The organism is Alteromonas sp. G5_S2_22_S1 (genome assembly GCF_054968525.1).
Genome location: NZ_JBQKUJ010000018.1, coordinates 1 through 15,395, shown reverse-complemented (window position 1 = coordinate 15,395; position 15,395 = coordinate 1). Strand labels below are relative to the sequence as shown.

Below are 15,395 nucleotides of genomic sequence, written 5' to 3'. Positions count from 1 at the left end.
AAGCATGCTATACATGATTTGTGCTACCGATGTCGCTGACAGCCTTGAAAAGCGTTTGAATGCACGCCCAGCCCACTTAGCTCGTCTAAACGTGCTAAAAGACGCGGGACGTTTAGTGATGGCTGGCCCCTTCCCTGCGGTTGATAGCCCAGATCCGGGACCAGCAGGGTTCACCGGCTCGCTGGTTGTTGCCGAGTTTGACTCTTTAGAAGATGCTCAAGCGTGGGCCGATGCCGACCCATATATCGAAGCCGGCGTTTACGAAAGCGTGATCGTTAAGCCGTACAAAAGGGTTTTACCTTAACTTAGGCTTATTTAACTAAAACGGCCCGAAAGGGACCGTTTAAAAATATTTAGCTATACAGAAAGCCCTCAATGGTTGATGAATTTAACTATCGAGGGCTTTTTTGTTGCTAAGTTAAAGCCGCAATGAATTCACTTGCGCGCCCTAACTTCGCACATTGATTGTGGACAGACACTCAAATTCGGATACGCAGCTGTGGACACACACTTAAAAGCGTTACCTATACTTAATGGACAGACACTTTGTGTATCAGGTAAACATCCGTTATCCGACGTTTTATAAGTCTACTTTTTCGTGTTCACCCATTTCATTTGGCTTAACGGTTTTACCTGTAAGCATTTTGAACATACCTTTAAGTGACGGGTCTGCGTCCCATACTTCTGCATCTTCAAGCTCAAATCGTAGCATTAGAAGCGACGGGTCTTCTTTACCTTTCTCGAACCAAGCTTCCACTGGGTTAGACCAATACTTATCAATAATTTCCTTTCTTGACTCAACGGTAAGCATTCCGCGAATACATGCAAATACATCGTGACCTTTAGATGCAAAATGCACCATCGCTTTACCCCCCTTGGCAATGCGATTGTCCCGGCTTGTGTAGAACCAGAATTCCCCATCTGCTTCTTTATCGAGCTGCGCATACATTGGCTCTGCATGCACATCCTCTCCAACAAGGCTTACCATCACTTTGGGGCTATCTGACATGGCTTTCCACATCGTTTTCTTGATATCACTAGACATAATTCCTCCTTGTAGAAAGAGTGACTGTCCGAATACATCATTTTCGGACTTACCACGCTTACCCTTCTTTCATTTTAAGACAACCTAGGTACGCACAAGCTATGCCAATAGCTGCAGAATGACTTTCTCTGCCTAAGGTTACTTAAGTTACATTAAGTGAATTGCTTTAAATGGACAGACACGCTCTGTGGCCCGTTTGGTCGCTGCCAAGTAACAAAAAAACAATCAGAAACACATTTGAATTTTTCATATTTTTTGAAATCGCCTGTGAGTTTTAAGCCTTTCTCAGCTGTTCAATTACCTACTTTTGTATTTTGGACAGACACTTTTTCAATGTATGCGTAAGAATTACCTAACGAGATACCGCCGAAAAAAAGCTGTAACAGCGAAGAGTCTACATTTACAAAACTCTAGACAAGGCAGTTACCAAGGTTGAGCTAAGCCTTTTATTCATAATCTCTCATTTCTCTATAAGTGTTATTAAAACTACAAAGTGACTGTCCACTTTACCTTTGCACTCCTCTAAATAACACGTGAGTGTCTGTCCGCTTTTATGCGCTCCTCTAAATACTACGTGAGTGTCTGTCCGCTTTTTTGCGCTTTTTTGGAGCGCGATTTACATCGAGTGTCTGTCCCATATTATTTTTTGTCACATTGCTGTGATTACTTAAGGCTTATGTACAGCTTTCTCTTGGCACGGTAGACTGAACTAAATTCAGAATGGGTTCAGTTTGCACCTATATACTTATCTATAATTTGGCCCGGGTGGGATAATTTTTTGTGAGGTTGTATGGCATTATCGCTTCGAGTTGCAGTGCTTTGCGTGGTATTAGCGTTCACTAGCACCACGCCCGCTATTGCGTTACAAAGTAACGGTGGCGGAATTTCAAAAGGTGAAGCTGCCGAGCGCGCTCGTGTTGCCGTCAATGGTCGTGTTCTTAAGATTGAGCAAACCTCAAAAAATTACCGGGTAAAAGTACTGAAAAAGTCAGGACGTGTAGTATCGGTTGAAGTCGATAAGCGCTCAGGCAAGGTGAAAACAAGTAAAGGTAAGGATTAACATGCGTATCCTTGTAGCAGAAGACGATAGCCGATTATTAACCCAACTTGATGCATTGCTGCAGCAAAACGGTTATAGCGTTGATTTGGCTGACAACGGAGACCATGCGCTTTTTCTGATTAAAGAGTATGACTATGATCTCGCGATTGTTGATATTGGTATGCCCAAACTAGATGGCTTCGAGGTTATTCGGAAAGCTCGCCAAGCAGATATCTCATGCCCCATTCTTATTTTAACCGCAAGAGATCGATGGCAAGAAAAAGTGGAAGGGTTAGATGCTGGCGCCGATGACTACCTTACCAAGCCGTTTCACAACGAGGAATTGCTTGCGCGAACAAAAGCGCTAATTAGACGTGCCTCAGGACAAGCCAACCCAACTATCCAATTTGGGCCAATCTCTTTAGATACGGTAAGCGAAGAGCTATCAATAAATGGCAAAGCGTTAGACTTAACCGCCTATGAATATAAAGTGATGGAATACCTGATGCTCAACCCCCAGAAGGTTATTTCAAAAACTGAACTCACTGAACACATTTACGACCAAGACTTTGACTTAGACAGTAATGTTATTGAAGTATTCGTGGGAAGGTTACGTAAAAAGCTCGACCCTGCTGGGAACCTCAAGCCCATAGAAACACTTAGAGGTAGAGGCTACAGGATAAATAGAAGTCTATGAGACAGTTGTCTCTTCGCCTAAGAAGTATTTTTCTAGCAATAGTCCTTTTAGCGTTCTTCGCTCCTTTTACCGTTGTCATTTTAGATGAAGCTTATACCGACAGCCTGACCGAGGCTAAAATGAGCGAGCTTAGGTTGATGAACTTAGGCTTATTATCAGCGTTTGAGCTAGATGGCGATCTGCCCTATATGCCAGAGATTTTATATGAGGAGCAGCTGAACCTTCCAGGCTCAGGCTACCTTGGCGTGATCGTGTTTAGAGACGAAGTTATTTGGCAGTCTGCGTCTGCACTAGAGTATACCTTTACCCCGCCTAATATAGATGTAGCTGTTGGCAATGAGCTTTTTTTGGAGTCGTATACACCTGCCTTCGATAAAAATGCTAACTTTTTCGTTTATGCTTTCACCGCTGAGTTTGCTTCTAGCCGAGACTTTGAGCCAGTACGGTTTTATATTTTTAATAATAGAGCGCTTTTCGAAGATGAACGAAGCACCTTTTTAAGCACTACATGGCAATGGATTTTTACGCTGTGTTTAGCGCTGCTTATATTTATCGTAATTGGCATAAGCCTTGTACTTTTACCTGTGAGAAAATTAATTGACGAGATATCACAGGCTTCTCGCGGTGAAAAGCGTCAACTATCGTCGCGGTACCCCGTTGAATTCGATTCTTTAAAGCAGTCTATAAATGGGCTTCTTCATACTGAGGCGGCTCAAAGAACAAGGTACAAAAACAGCTTAGGTGATTTGGCGCATAGCTTGAAAACACCTCTTGCCGTCGCCTCAGGGCATAAGACACTACCAAGTGAAGTAGGCGAAGCGCTAAGACAAATTGATAACATCATAAAACGTCAGCTAAAAAGAGCTAGTGCCGGTAAAACGGGGTGGCAACAAGGCATTGCCGTGCAACCTGTTCTCAATAAACTCGCTGATGCAATGGACAAAGTTTATCAAGAAAAAGCCCTAACTATTGAGTTCGAAGTAGATGATAACATTCAGTTTAAAGGTGATGAAACTGACTTCATGGAACTTAGCGGAAACCTTCTCGACAACGCGTGTAAAGCGGCGAAAAATAGGGTTCTCGTATCCGCAAAAATCAAGTCCGGTTGGCTTGTTATACATGTCGAAGATGATGGCCCAGGCATACCGTACGATAAAAAAACACTGCTTTTAGAACGCGGAACGCGTTTAGACACCTACGAAGAAGGCCATGGCATAGGTATGGCGCTAGTAGCTGACTTAGTGTCAATTTACGAAGGAAGAATGCAGATTGAGGATAGTGATCTAGGTGGAGCAAATATAGTACTTCAGTTTCCGAATCACGTGTAATTAACAAACAAAAAATTAGTAATAAGAAAAGGGGCTTCCTTTTTTTTACTGATTGATTCGCCATATTTCTTAAAGTGCAGCTTAAGCTGCCAAAGAAATAACATTCGAAATGATCGTGGAAATGACGGTGGACAGACACTTTATCGCCAAATCTAAAATGGGACAGACACACCAACTTGCTGAGAAATCGCAAAGTACCTATCAATGGCATGCATAGGTGAAGCGAAAGTGGACAGTCACTCCTTCAGTCATTAACTTCTAATAAAAAGCTTATTGAGCTGAATAAAAAGTGTCTGTCCACTGAGAATTCATCAAAGGTTACTTTGCAGTAGCTTTTTCACCCTCACTTGAAAGTAATACGGCTAACCACTTGCTCTCTTCTCGTGACTCAAGCGCAATTTTTACAACCATAGTAAGAGGTACAGAAAGAAGCATCCCTACCGTCCCCAATAGCCATCCCCAAAAAATTAATGAGAGGAATACTACAAGCGTTGATAGTCCCATTCCTTTTCCCATTAATCTAGGCTCTACCATGTTGCCCATAATCGTATTGACGAGCAGAAAGCCTAGTGCTGCAAAGCCTGCTGCGGCAGGGCCTAGCTGCACAAATGCAATTAATACAGCAGGTAAGGCCGCAATGATTGAGCCTATGTTTGGAATAAAATTCAACATAAATGCCAAAACGGCCCACAGCATAAAGTGGTCCACACCCATCACATAAAGCCAAACGCCAATAATTACCCCTGTGCCTAAACTAACCACCGTTTTTATAGCGAGGTAGCTATTCACTGACCGTATAAACTTATCAATATGCTTAAGCTTCATATCAGGGTCGGCAAGTGCAATATGTAAGCGACGTGGAATACTGTCAGCTTCAAACAGCATGAAGATAACTGTTAAAAGGATTAAAAATAAGTTAGATAGCACGCCCCCCATCCCACTTATGAAATTAGTTGCAACAGACATCGCAGTAGAAGGGTCTAGGTGCGAAGCAATGAGTTCACGGTTGATGTGGATGTTAAATTCAGCAAGCTTTGCTACCACCCATGCAAACTCAGTATTCAACTTGCTTCTGTACTCTGGAAGATTCTCTCGAAACTCCGTCATAGACTGGCCTACTAAGCCAGCTAAAAGAAAACCAAATACGACAATAAGCAGTATAACAAACGTAATAGAAAGCCACTTAGGCACGCCGAATTTCGAGGTCCAGCGTATAATTGGGCTACACGCTATAGCGATAAAAACAGAGAGAAAAAATGGCACCATGATCGCACTGGCTGCTTTTACGCCGGCCATTACTACCACTAAGCATGCTAAAACGATAAGAATTTTTGCTGTTGGCGAGCGTAGTTCCATTGACATTTTGTGCTACATTCCTGATTGAAACGACAATACTTTACAACGACTTATAAACAACTACAAACAAGAGACTACAATGAACTTTAATCTTGCAACTATAAAAATTAAAAACTTGAGACTACGCACTTACATTGGCATTAACGAAGATGAAATCAAAAACAAGCAAGACGTTGTTGTTAATGTAAAAATTGATTACGACGCAGAGAAAGCAACGAATACAGACGATATGTCTGACGCGTTAAATTATAAAACGATTACTAAGGCAATAATTAAGTTAGTAGAAGATAACCGATTTTCTTTGCTAGAAAAGCTCACAGCAGACGTTTTAAGCATAGCGGCAGAGCACTCATCTGTTCGATATGCTGAAGTAGAAGTTGATAAACCACACGCTTTGCGATTCTCCGACTCGGTTTCGTTAACGCTTTCTTGCAATAAGACTGGATAAATTAAAGGTTTAAGGAGAATTCGGTGAACATACTCATGACCGGTGGTACCGGGCTAATTGGTAGCGAATTTATTAGAAAATACGCGAGCGAGCATTCGTTTACCGTGGTCTCTCGTAACGCAAACAAAGCTCGACAAGTGTTAGGCGATAGCATTCAAACACTAGAAAGTATTGCGTCCATCACAAACATTGAAGCGTTTGACTCTGTAATAAATCTAGCGGGCGAACCAATTGCTGACAAGCGGTGGACAGACACTCAAAAAAAGAAAATTTGCGATAGCCGCTGGAACACGACCGCTGAGTTAGTGGCTAAGATAAATGCCAGCGATAAGCCTCCAAAAACACTCATATCTGGCTCAGCTATTGGGTTTTACGGCAATCAGGGCGACAGGCTCGTTACCGAAGAAACTCATCCACATGACGAGTTTACGCATGACCTATGTGCTAAATGGGAGACTATCGCAAATGGCGTCAACATGAATAGAATCCGCGTTGCGACTTTACGAACAGGAGTTGTGCTATCTGATAAGGGCGGAGCGCTAGATAAAATGGCTCTGCCGTTTAAGCTTGGCGTGGGAGGCACATTAGGCAGCGGAGCTCAGTATTTGGCGTGGATCCATTTACAAGATATGGTCCGCGCCATTGCATTCCTATTGGAGCATGATGCTTGCAAAGGGCCTTTTAATCTAACGGCACCAGAGCCAGTAACCAATAAAGCTTTTTCTAAGTCACTAGCGTCGGCATTAGGTCGCCCCTGCCTTTTCAACGTACCGAGTTTTGTTATGAAAATGGCAATGGGAGAGTCGTCAACCATGATTTTAGAAGGTCAGTGTGTGACTCCGAAGAAGCTAACAACCGCCGGGTTCAAGTTTGATTACCCTACCGTCGATGAGGCGCTTTCTGAAATTTATAGTGCTTAACGGTACGTCAGCCGCAGTCAATGAGCATTAGTGGAGCATTAGCGGACAGACACTCGGAGTAAAGAAAGTGACTGTCCTTTTTATTAAATCGAAGTTTTGATTTCCACTACTTTGATACATTCCAACTTAATTGCCCTACTCGATTCCAGATAGCTATTGTATAGAGATACTTGTATTGCCATAACTGTGGCGAATTAGAAGTGCGAGTTGAACCGCTATTATGCTGGTAATTCATGAAATGTAGATGTGAAGCGGACAGACACTCATACAATTAAAGTGTCTGTCCACAATCGGGTCTCATTTGATAACGAAATGGCTCTGAGCTCGCCGCTACACCATATTGCGCAGCATTTGACTGGTATTAAGCGTCAATAGTCGCCAGCACCCGAACGCGCCTAGAAGGCCTACAACCACTGCCCCAACACTTGGGGCTATAGCCCAATATTCAGGATGAAGGCTTGCTTGCATCTGGAAAACCGAGGTTTGAAGCAGGTAAAGGCTTAATTCATTCGCCATTGCCGCCATAAATCCGGCTACAACTCCAATGATAACAAACTCAAAAATAACGCTTTTTCGAATAAGAGCGCCCTTAGCTCCTAATGTGCGAAGGATGGCTATTTCCTGCCTTCGCTCATCCATACTCGCTTGGACTTGTGCAATTAATACCAAGCTTCCTGCAAGTAAAACGAGTACGAGTATAAACTCTACGGCAACGGAAACTTGATCTACTATCTCTCGCAGTTGATTGATTCTCGCATCCACATCGAACATAGTTATCGACGCAAAGGGCTTCAACAGATTAGTCAACTCAGCTTTTCTTTCAGATGGTAGGTAAAAGCTCGTGATATAAGTGGGACTAAATGCGGCCATCGCTTCCGGATGGATGACGAAGAAAAAGTTTGGCTGCATGGTTTGCCAGTTCACTTTACGCAAACTCGTTACTTTAGTCTCTACAATTTCGCTACCTACGTTAAAGGTAAGCCTATCGCCCATCCGAATGTTTAACCTTTCAGCCACACCTTCTTCAACGGATACGGGAAACCACCCTTCGTCATAGTTCGCATCTACGCCACCATGCCAATTTCCTTCAATAACCTCATTTTCTTTTTGTAACGTGTTACTCCAGGTGAGATTAGCTTCTCGCCCTAACCCTCGGCGGCCTTCACGATTCGGCTCATCTTCTTTAGAAACGTCGGTATTTACCCCCTCGCCATTGACCGACACGAAACGGCCTCGAATGACAGGGTAAAACTCCTGTATATCCACGCCATTTTCAGCGAAGTGTCTGTCCAACTGCGGTTGGATGTCTGGAGTAATATTTATTAAGAAATAATTTGGTGTACCTTCTGGTAACTGCGAACGCCACTGCGAGACCATGTCATTTCGCATTACAAGTACTACCAATAGCAGCATAATGGTGACCGAGAAGCTAATAAGCTGAACACTGTTATCCATAGCGCGACGTTTGATACGCGCCCATGCTAACTGCCAAGGCCCCATTCTACCGCTGCCAAGTTTACGTCCAAGCGCAATCAATATGAACGTAGCGCCTAGTAGCCCAAGCACTAAGGCTGCGCCGGATACAAACAAAATGGCGCTAATTTTAAGGTCTTGGCTATACATCCACATCAATAAAAATATTGCGCCCCCTGAGGCCACGAATTGGATACTACGAGAACGCAGATTTGCCGAGATGTCTTTTCGTAATACCCTCAACGGTGGCACAGAAAATAGCTGCATTAGTGGATATAAAGAAAACAGTAACGCGCAAGTAGCCCCCGTGGCTATCGCTATCAAAAGTGGCCGCCAGTGCCATACGTTCAGCGACACGTCTACTCTATCAGCAACAAGCGAAACAATAATCTGCTGCCCAATAAACCCAATTATTAAACCAATAAGAATCCCAAGGGCAGTAATAAACAGTATTTGGAACAAGTAGACTTTGCGGATGACCTTGCTTGTAGCGCCTAGTGTTTTCATAATTGCCACTGGGTCGAAATGCCGCTGAGCATAACGCTGGGCAGCAACGGCAATAGATACCGCTGCCAATACAATGGCGAGTAGGCTCGCTAATAGAAAGTAGCGCTCTGCCCTGGCTACGGAGCGTCCAATAGCCGACTCATCATCTTCCACCGTCCTCCATGAATGAAGATCATCGTTAAGTTGTGGTAATAGCCAGCTGTTAAAGCGTTCAATATCACCAGTATCGCCAGCGAAAAAACCTACGTAGCGCGCCCTACTGCCTGGGCCCGTTATCGCCGTTTTTTCTAAATCATCAAGGTTCATAAGCGCTATAGGGTCGGTGTTAAAAACGCTAAAACCTGCATCTGGTATATCGACAAGTACGCGCGTGACGGTAAAAGTACCATCCCCTATTTCGATTTCATCGCCTATTAATAGGCCCAAACTTTGAAAAAGTCGCGACTGTACCCATACTTCGCCGGTTTGCGGCAACTCTGTAGTAACTTGTTTTTCTCCAAAAGGCTTTTCGGCGATATTAACTATACCTTTCAAAGGATAAGAAGTATTCACCGCACGTAAGTCTACAAGCGACATCTCATCGCCTTTAAAGACCATTGAACGAGTAGAAACCTGCAGAGCCGTTGATAGGCCCTCTTCTTGAGCCTTAATCAACCACTCTTCATTGATAGGGTCATCAGAACGCAGTTGAGCGTCAGCCGCAATAAACGCTGCAGAGCGTGCCTTAAGCGCTCCTTGTAAACGCTCACTAAAAAGCGAGAGTGATAAAACCGCGGCAACCGATAAAACGATTGCAAGTAAAATGATAGTAAGCTCACCACGTCTGGCTTCATGTTTAAAAAGTCGCCACGCCAAATTGAAAGATGTCGACATTTATACTGCCTCTTTTTTACTGACAACATTTATATCGGTCGTCTCAACAAGCTCCCCAGCATTCATAGTCAACTGTCTATCACAGTGCTCTGCCAATTCGTTATCGTGCGTAACTAAAACAAGCGTAGTGCCTTTTTCTCTATTCATTTGAAACAATAACGATTCTATTTTTGCACTGTTTTTGGCATCAAGATTACCCGTGGGCTCATCGGCAAATAATATTTTAGGCGAAGTTATAAAAGCACGCGCTATGGCCACTCTCTGCTGCTCGCCGCCAGACAATTGGTTAGGGAAATGGTGAGCCCGGTGCTTAAGCCCAACCTGCTCTAGAATATTCATGGCGAGGGCTTTGGGGCTATCTAGACCAGCAATTTCGGCGGGAAGCATCACGTTCTCAAGCGCAGTTAAGCTCTGCACAAGCATAAAGCTCTGAAAAATAAAACCTACTTTATTTCCCCTTAACGCGGCTCGCTCTTCTTCTCCCATACTGTGAAGCCCTTCGCCGTCTAGGAAGATTTCACCTTCCGTAACTTGATCAAGCCCGGCCAACAAGCCCAAGAGGGTTGATTTGCCTGAGCCTGACGCACCGATAATGGCAACTGACTCACCTGACTTGACTTCAAAAGAAATAGGACTAAGGATCTGCAAAGAACCTTCGCTCGTATCCACTACTTTAGTTACAGAATTAGCTTTTATCATATGGGGTCATCAATTCGTGTTTGTTAAATTTCGTTATTTATTCGCTTTTGTACTTATTATTTTAATACCCTTTCAAGCGCTATCAGATCAAGGTGAGCAAGGTGATACAAGCGAAAAGGCGGTTTTGCTTATTTTAGGTGACAGTCTATCTGCGGCCTACGGGTTGCAGCAACATGAAGGCTGGGTCAGTTTGTTACAAAAGATGTGGAAAGACGACAACATTCCGATTGATATTGTAAATGCTGCGGTAAGTGGTGAAACAACAGATGGCGGATTAGCGCGCTTTCCGCGGTTATTAGATCAACATACGCCATCCCATGTACTAATTGAATTAGGCGGTAACGATGGGCTTCAAGGGCATAACATAAACAAAATAAAAAATAACTTGAATTCATTAGTTAATGTGGCGAAAGAAAACAATGCCGTTGTATTTCTTCAAGAAATGCAGATCCCTTCGAATTACGGTAGGCGTTACACGCAAATGTTTACTCAAAACTTCAGCAAAGTGGCTGACGAGCAAGATATAGCAACGATTCCCTTTTTTCTTGAAGAAATAGCGCTTAATCAAGAATTAATGCAAAACGATGGCATTCATCCCAACGCTGAGGCACAGCCTTTGATTGCTAAGTTTATGGACAGACACTTAAGAAGTTTAATACTTGATGTTCAATAAATGTGCTATTCTTGACTAATCTACTATCTTGGTATGAGGTTTATCTATGGATGTATCATCTGTTAATTCGATGCCCGTCTCGACGGTTTTAGAGTCACCCCAGCGCCCTCAGCAGCAAGTTGAGCCTCGTAGTGAGCAAGAAAACCGCACAGCGCAGCCGCAAAATACGCAGCAAACGACCAGTTCTACAGACAGTCGCGTTGGGTCGCGTGTAGATGTATTTGTATAGCTATAGTTGAACCGAAGGGACAGACACTTGTATTAAGTCTCTCGTTGACGCAGCGACACGTTACTAAAAATGTGCTTAAAGTGGCTCAAAGTGGGCTTAAAGTGGACAGACACTTTCATTCGACATGTGTCTGTCCACTTTTTGATTACAATGGGTGTCTCTCCATTTCTTAGTATACTTTTCCGACTAAAACTGTCCTAAAGACCACTTAAACTTTACGCCGAACGCCCCATAATGCAGGTAATTAACTTGGGGATACGGACATGCCTTTACCTAGATACAAACAAATAAATACCGATGTGACACCCTACTATCACTGTATTTCCCGTTGCGTAAGACAATCTTACCTCTGTGGTCGAGATGCTCGCACTGGAATTAATTATGAACATAGAAGAAAGTGGATTCAGGATAGGCTACATAAACTTTCACAGGCATTTGCCATTGATTTATGCGCTTATGCTGTGATGCATAATCACATTCATATAGTGCTTCATGTAGCAAAAGGAAGAGCTGACGGGTGGACAATGGATGAAGTGTTGCTGAGGTGGAGAATGTTTTACAAATGCCCACCCCTTGTCCAACGCTATTTTGATGATTTTGATTCGGTAACTGCAAAAGAGCTTGTCGAATTAAAAGCACTTTCGGTGATATACAGAGAGCGTCTTCAAAGCATCAGCTGGTTTATGCGATTGCTTAACGAATACATTGCAAGAAGAGCTAACAAGGAAGATGAATGTAAGGGATATTTTTGGGAAAGGCGGTTCAGATCTCAAGCCATCCTGGATGAAAAAGCACTCGCAAGTGTAATGGCTTACGTGGATTTAAACCCTATACGAGCAAAGATTTCACGTACTCTCAAAGGCTCGCATTTCACCAGTATTCAATATCGCTTGAACGCCCAACGTGTTAATAAGACACCCAAGTTTCTGATGCCGTTTAGCGATAGACGCGTAAAAGATAAAGTCTCCTTGCCCTTCGCTTTCGTTGATTATAATCAGCTAATTAATGACACTTTGACCGCCGAAAAGAATGACTCAGTTCAAAAACTGCCCTTGCTTCCTAGCCGATTACTTACCAAACTAGGTATGACAAAGGAGAACTGGCACCTAGTTACCAACAATTTTGAAACACTTTTTACCGGGCCTGTAGGTTGCCCAGAAATGATGGATAATTTTGCTAAATGCTGCCAAAGGGCATGCCGCCCGAACCTAGCAAATGCCCAAAAGTATTTATCTTAACCTAAGTGGCAATGACCTCAACTATCAGCCTGGCGAGCCAGTACCTCCACGATATCTTGCGAGTTTGTTAACCGTCTAATATCGTTAAATAGAAGTTCAGTTTCTGGGTACTGCCTTTTTAGGTAGCCGCACCATTGCTTGATTCGGTTTGGGTAATACCTGCCTTTATCACCAAAAATTTCGTAACCTGAATATTGAATAAGCAGCGCAGCAAGTTCAGGCCAAGGCATAGGCGCTTGACGACCTTTGATACATAACGCCAAATTAGGCATTGCCAACGCGCCGCGGCCAACCATCAAATTGGTGCATTCAGACTGTTCCTGACAGCGTTGTGCATCTTCAGCACTCCATATTTCTCCGTTAGCAACGAGCGGTATATTAGTATGTTGTTTAATTTTTGCTATCCAATCCCAGTATGCTGGAGGCTTATACCCTTCAGTTTTAGTCCTTGCATGGACAACTAATTCTGACGCGCCGGCTTCAGTTATTGCCACAGCATTTTCCACCGCTAACGACTTATCTTCAAAACCTAGTCTTATTTTAGCTGAAACCGGTATCTCATCTGGAACTGCATCTCTCACAGCTTTTACAATATCATAAAGAGTCTGGGTTTCTTTGAGTAAAACCGCTCCCCCTTTGCTCTTGTTTACCGTCTTGGCAGGACAACCAAAATTGAGATCTACGCCAGGAGAACCTAACTCCACTGCAGTTTGAGCATTTTCAGCAAGCCACTTGGGGTGCTGCCCTAGTAATTGAACACGCACAGGCACCCCTGATGGCGTTTTCCCACCATTATGAAGTTCCGGACATAATCTATAGAAAGTCTTTTTAGGGAGTTTTTGGTCCACAACCCTAACAAATTCAGTAACACATTGATCGAAGCCGCCCACGCGAGTAAGCATATCTCTCATCAAATGATCTACAACGCCCTCCATTGGGGCAAGCATTACTTTCATTAAAAAATATCTCGGGTTGTTTAAATGAAAATTGGCGCGGGAGTTTAGCAAAAAGTCGTGATCTCAGCCAGGATTTGATAGTTGTTATATGGGATTGAGTGTCTGTCCGCTTATACCGCGCTTATACCGCGCTTTTTATCAATTCACACACTATATCAATTAAAGGGATGTCACTCTCAGAGTTCGACATTAACATTCTCAGGCCGGGAAAAAAGTGTCTGTCCGAAGTCCACACGTATATATGAAGCGATAAGCTCGTTAGTAGAATTAACGAATTACACTTGGGTTAAGTGTCTGTCCTAGCGTTGCCTTGTGGCGCGTTTTTAAGCGCAAATAGGCGAGAAATTACAGCTTTCTTTTGGGAGTTTGTGTATGTCCGCCAATGAGTAATTTCATCGATAGTGCGATTGCAACCCGAGCAAACGTCATCATCATCCAGTTTACACAGCGCGATACAGGGTGAGGTGATATTCATACTGCTTTTGTTCTATTTAAACCTTGTTGCTGATTGCGTTCCTGAGATGCGGCAATCGCCAATAGCGCCGTTTCCGACAGCTCTTTACTAGACCATAGACATACGTGACAACCAAATTGTCGTTCTAAATAAGATGCAAACTCAGTGTCTGTCCTACATTCTTGCTTTATTAAATGCTGCTTTTTACCGTCGTAAATAACTGCGGAAAATATATACACGATGAGCCTCCCTAATAAGAGGCTCAAATATACATCTAGACGTCTAAACGTTCAAGCGGCTATTTAATAAAGTTCAGTGCGGCGCATATCGCTGACACTTGTGCTTCATTGCAGTTCTCAGGCGTCGCATTATCGCTATCGGGATACACCTCAGTAGTAGTGACGTACTTTGCGTCGGTCAACCCGCCACAAAGCGATAGCGCCTTTTTGTCATAGCAAATAACACCTTCACTCACTACATCAGCACCAATTATTTTGCCGTTCTCATCGGCAGGCGCAATATGGGTTACGTCCTTAACCGCATCAATGACCGCTTTTTGAAATTCTAGCTGAGGGTTGGATGTATTGGCTACCGTGTAAAAACCATCAGGGATGTTCCAGTTATCATGCGTTACTCCGTCTCGAGCAGCTAGTGCGGGTCTAAACTCACTGTTGTCTGTGTCGGTAGTTTCGTGCAAATCGATGTGAAGCGCTAAAGGTAGAGCCAATTCATTCACTAGTTTAATCAGTTGAGCTGATTCTGTAGCGGGAGAGCCCGGGTAGAAGGAACGGTTAGGATCTAACGCTAGCGGATTCCATCTGTTTATTGTTTCATAGCCCCAGGGGCTAACGCACGGAACAACCACGATATTAAATAAGTCTTTAAAAGTAGCCAGCTTCGCTTCAATAAACTGAAGGGCTCCTTGTACACCGCTCGTTTCATAGCCGTGCACACCGCCTGTGATAAGCGCAGAAGGCTTATTAGAGTCAATATTTATTGGGACAACAGCATACAATGGGTAACGCGCTTCGTCATAAGGTAATGCACCATATTGCTTTAACTGAAAACCTTCAGGAACAATTTTGCTAAGTTTATCAAGCACCTCTTCCTGATAACTTCGCTTCACCGACTGCTGTGCTTTCCACTGTGCTTTTTCTTCATTGCCCCATGGCTTGCCTGGAGTGCCTATTGGATAAATTTGCTGCATATAATACCTCTTTTGTATTTCTAAGATCATAACAGGTCAATCGTGTGACGTGTCAAAACCGTAAAAACTTTCTAGGTATTGGCGACATTAGAACTTTACACTTGCGACCACAGAGTCGAGAAAGGCAAAATGCGGCTGCAGAAAAGTGTCTGTCCACTTTGTCTTTGGACAGAAACAAAAAAACCAGCCGAATGGCTGGTTTTTTCGATATGGCGTCCCCTAGGGGATTCGAACCCCTGTTACCGCCGTGAAA

General features: G+C 43.5%; 17 protein-coding genes. 9 read left to right on the top strand and 8 right to left on the bottom strand.

Translation table 11 applies throughout. The features are described from left to right. Positions 1 to 4: 4 nt before the first annotated feature. Complete coding sequence (locus ACTRWF_RS16330) at positions 5 to 304, top strand: YciI family protein (RefSeq protein ID WP_012517858.1); 300 nt, start codon at positions 5 to 7, stop codon at positions 302 to 304. A gap of 276 nt (positions 305 to 580) precedes the next feature. Here the strand turns inward: ACTRWF_RS16330 and ACTRWF_RS16325 are convergent, their stop codons facing one another. Beyond that, positions 581 to 1,045: a pyridoxamine 5'-phosphate oxidase family protein gene (locus tag ACTRWF_RS16325; RefSeq protein WP_015066765.1), complete on the bottom strand. Its 465-nt coding sequence runs from the start codon at positions 1,043 to 1,045 to the stop codon at positions 581 to 583. Between the two features lie 790 nt (positions 1,046 to 1,835). On the opposite strand from ACTRWF_RS16325, the gene ACTRWF_RS16320 reads away from it, so the two are divergent. Genes ACTRWF_RS16320 through ACTRWF_RS16310 form a run of 3 tightly spaced genes read left to right on the top strand, consistent with a single transcriptional unit; the run spans position 1,836 to position 4,109 of the window. Continuing rightward, positions 1,836 to 2,105: a PepSY domain-containing protein gene (locus ACTRWF_RS16320; protein WP_015066764.1), complete on the top strand. Its 270-nt coding sequence runs from the start codon at positions 1,836 to 1,838 to the stop codon at positions 2,103 to 2,105. 1 nt (position 2,106) lies between these two features. Next, positions 2,107 to 2,781 carry a response regulator transcription factor gene (locus ACTRWF_RS16315; protein WP_015066763.1) on the top strand — a complete coding sequence of 225 codons (675 nt, stop codon included), beginning with the start codon at positions 2,107 to 2,109 and terminating at the stop codon, positions 2,779 to 2,781. After that, a complete protein-coding gene (locus ACTRWF_RS16310; protein ID WP_015066762.1) occupies positions 2,778 to 4,109 on the top strand; it encodes an ATP-binding protein in 1,332 nt (443 codons plus the stop codon). Before ACTRWF_RS16315 ends, ACTRWF_RS16310 begins: the two co-directional genes overlap by 4 nt. 318 nt (positions 4,110 to 4,427) lie before the next feature. Here ACTRWF_RS16310 and ACTRWF_RS16305 read toward each other — a convergent pair whose 3' ends face one another. Continuing rightward, positions 4,428 to 5,471 carry an AI-2E family transporter gene (locus ACTRWF_RS16305; RefSeq protein ID WP_020743233.1) on the bottom strand — a complete coding sequence of 348 codons (1,044 nt, stop codon included), beginning with the start codon at positions 5,469 to 5,471 and terminating at the stop codon, positions 4,428 to 4,430. A 73-nt stretch (positions 5,472 to 5,544) separates the two neighbouring features. Here ACTRWF_RS16305 and folX point away from each other — a divergent pair, with 73 nt between their 5' ends. Next, on the top strand, positions 5,545 to 5,913 hold the full coding sequence (folX, locus tag ACTRWF_RS16300) for a dihydroneopterin triphosphate 2'-epimerase (protein ID WP_012517852.1): 369 nt from the start codon (positions 5,545 to 5,547) through the stop codon (positions 5,911 to 5,913). A gap of 23 nt (positions 5,914 to 5,936) precedes the next feature. Beyond that, complete coding sequence (locus ACTRWF_RS16295) at positions 5,937 to 6,833, top strand: TIGR01777 family oxidoreductase (RefSeq protein ID WP_462835884.1); 897 nt, start codon at positions 5,937 to 5,939, stop codon at positions 6,831 to 6,833. 330 nt (positions 6,834 to 7,163) lie between these two features. Here the strand turns inward: ACTRWF_RS16295 and ACTRWF_RS16290 are convergent, their stop codons facing one another. Both ACTRWF_RS16290 and ACTRWF_RS16285 read right to left on the bottom strand, forming a co-directional pair. Next, positions 7,164 to 9,686, bottom strand: a complete 2,523-nt coding sequence (locus ACTRWF_RS16290; protein ID WP_020743232.1) for an ABC transporter permease — start codon at positions 9,684 to 9,686, stop codon at positions 7,164 to 7,166. Continuing rightward, positions 9,687 to 10,385 (bottom strand): ABC transporter ATP-binding protein, encoded by a 699-nt coding sequence (locus ACTRWF_RS16285; RefSeq protein ID WP_020743231.1) that lies wholly within the window; start codon positions 10,383 to 10,385, stop codon positions 9,687 to 9,689. A 16-nt stretch (positions 10,386 to 10,401) separates the two neighbouring features. Between ACTRWF_RS16285 and ACTRWF_RS16280 the strand changes: the two genes are divergently transcribed. The 3 genes from ACTRWF_RS16280 (at position 10,402) to ACTRWF_RS16270 (ending at position 12,525) form a co-directional block, all read left to right on the top strand. Then, positions 10,402 to 11,058, top strand: a complete 657-nt coding sequence (locus ACTRWF_RS16280) for an arylesterase (protein WP_020743230.1) — start codon at positions 10,402 to 10,404, stop codon at positions 11,056 to 11,058. Between the two features lie 46 nt (positions 11,059 to 11,104). After that, positions 11,105 to 11,287 (top strand): hypothetical protein, encoded by a 183-nt coding sequence (locus tag ACTRWF_RS16275; protein WP_020743229.1) that lies wholly within the window; start codon positions 11,105 to 11,107, stop codon positions 11,285 to 11,287. Positions 11,288 to 11,550: 263 nt separating this feature from the next. After that, complete coding sequence (locus ACTRWF_RS16270) at positions 11,551 to 12,525, top strand: transposase (RefSeq protein ID WP_462835883.1); 975 nt, start codon at positions 11,551 to 11,553, stop codon at positions 12,523 to 12,525. Positions 12,526 to 12,542: 17 nt separating this feature from the next. Here the strand turns inward: ACTRWF_RS16270 and dusC are convergent, their stop codons facing one another. The 4 genes from dusC to ACTRWF_RS16250 all read right to left on the bottom strand — a co-directional run bounded on the left by dusC (position 12,543) and on the right by ACTRWF_RS16250 (position 15,142). Further along, complete coding sequence (dusC, locus tag ACTRWF_RS16265; RefSeq protein WP_462835882.1) at positions 12,543 to 13,481, bottom strand: tRNA dihydrouridine(16) synthase DusC; 939 nt, start codon at positions 13,479 to 13,481, stop codon at positions 12,543 to 12,545. 286 nt (positions 13,482 to 13,767) lie between these two features. Continuing rightward, positions 13,768 to 13,956: a DUF1289 domain-containing protein gene (locus ACTRWF_RS16260; protein WP_015066753.1), complete on the bottom strand. Its 189-nt coding sequence runs from the start codon at positions 13,954 to 13,956 to the stop codon at positions 13,768 to 13,770. Continuing rightward, positions 13,953 to 14,174 carry a hypothetical protein gene (locus tag ACTRWF_RS16255; RefSeq protein ID WP_015066752.1) on the bottom strand — a complete coding sequence of 74 codons (222 nt, stop codon included), beginning with the start codon at positions 14,172 to 14,174 and terminating at the stop codon, positions 13,953 to 13,955. Before ACTRWF_RS16255 ends, ACTRWF_RS16260 begins: the two co-directional genes overlap by 4 nt. Positions 14,175 to 14,233: 59 nt before the next feature. Next, positions 14,234 to 15,142, bottom strand: coding sequence for a M14 family metallopeptidase (locus ACTRWF_RS16250; RefSeq protein WP_015066751.1), 909 nt, complete (start codon positions 15,140 to 15,142; stop codon positions 14,234 to 14,236). Positions 15,143 to 15,395 lie beyond the last annotated feature (253 nt).

Bases quoted from the DNA above. Each gene is read 5' to 3' on its own strand.
- ACTRWF_RS16330 (WP_012517858.1), top strand. From the start codon at position 5: ATGCTATACATGATTTGTGCTACCGATGTCGCTGACAGCCTTGAAAAG.
- ACTRWF_RS16325 (WP_015066765.1), bottom strand. From the start codon at position 1,045: ATGTCTAGTGATATCAAGAAAACGATGTGGAAAGCCATGTCAGATAGC.
- ACTRWF_RS16320 (WP_015066764.1), top strand. From the start codon at position 1,836: ATGGCATTATCGCTTCGAGTTGCAGTGCTTTGCGTGGTATTAGCGTTC.
- ACTRWF_RS16315 (WP_015066763.1), top strand. From the start codon at position 2,107: ATGCGTATCCTTGTAGCAGAAGACGATAGCCGATTATTAACCCAACTT.
- ACTRWF_RS16310 (WP_015066762.1), top strand. From the start codon at position 2,778: ATGAGACAGTTGTCTCTTCGCCTAAGAAGTATTTTTCTAGCAATAGTC.
- ACTRWF_RS16305 (WP_020743233.1), bottom strand. From the start codon at position 5,471: ATGTCAATGGAACTACGCTCGCCAACAGCAAAAATTCTTATCGTTTTA.
- folX (WP_012517852.1), top strand. From the start codon at position 5,545: ATGAACTTTAATCTTGCAACTATAAAAATTAAAAACTTGAGACTACGC.
- ACTRWF_RS16290 (WP_020743232.1), bottom strand. From the start codon at position 9,686: ATGTCGACATCTTTCAATTTGGCGTGGCGACTTTTTAAACATGAAGCC.
- ACTRWF_RS16285 (WP_020743231.1), bottom strand. From the start codon at position 10,385: ATGATAAAAGCTAATTCTGTAACTAAAGTAGTGGATACGAGCGAAGGT.
- ACTRWF_RS16275 (WP_020743229.1), top strand. From the start codon at position 11,105: ATGGATGTATCATCTGTTAATTCGATGCCCGTCTCGACGGTTTTAGAG.
- ACTRWF_RS16270 (WP_462835883.1), top strand. From the start codon at position 11,551: ATGCCTTTACCTAGATACAAACAAATAAATACCGATGTGACACCCTAC.
- dusC (WP_462835882.1), bottom strand. From the start codon at position 13,481: ATGAAAGTAATGCTTGCCCCAATGGAGGGCGTTGTAGATCATTTGATG.
- ACTRWF_RS16260 (WP_015066753.1), bottom strand. From the start codon at position 13,956: ATGAATATCACCTCACCCTGTATCGCGCTGTGTAAACTGGATGATGAT.
- ACTRWF_RS16250 (WP_015066751.1), bottom strand. From the start codon at position 15,142: ATGCAGCAAATTTATCCAATAGGCACTCCAGGCAAGCCATGGGGCAAT.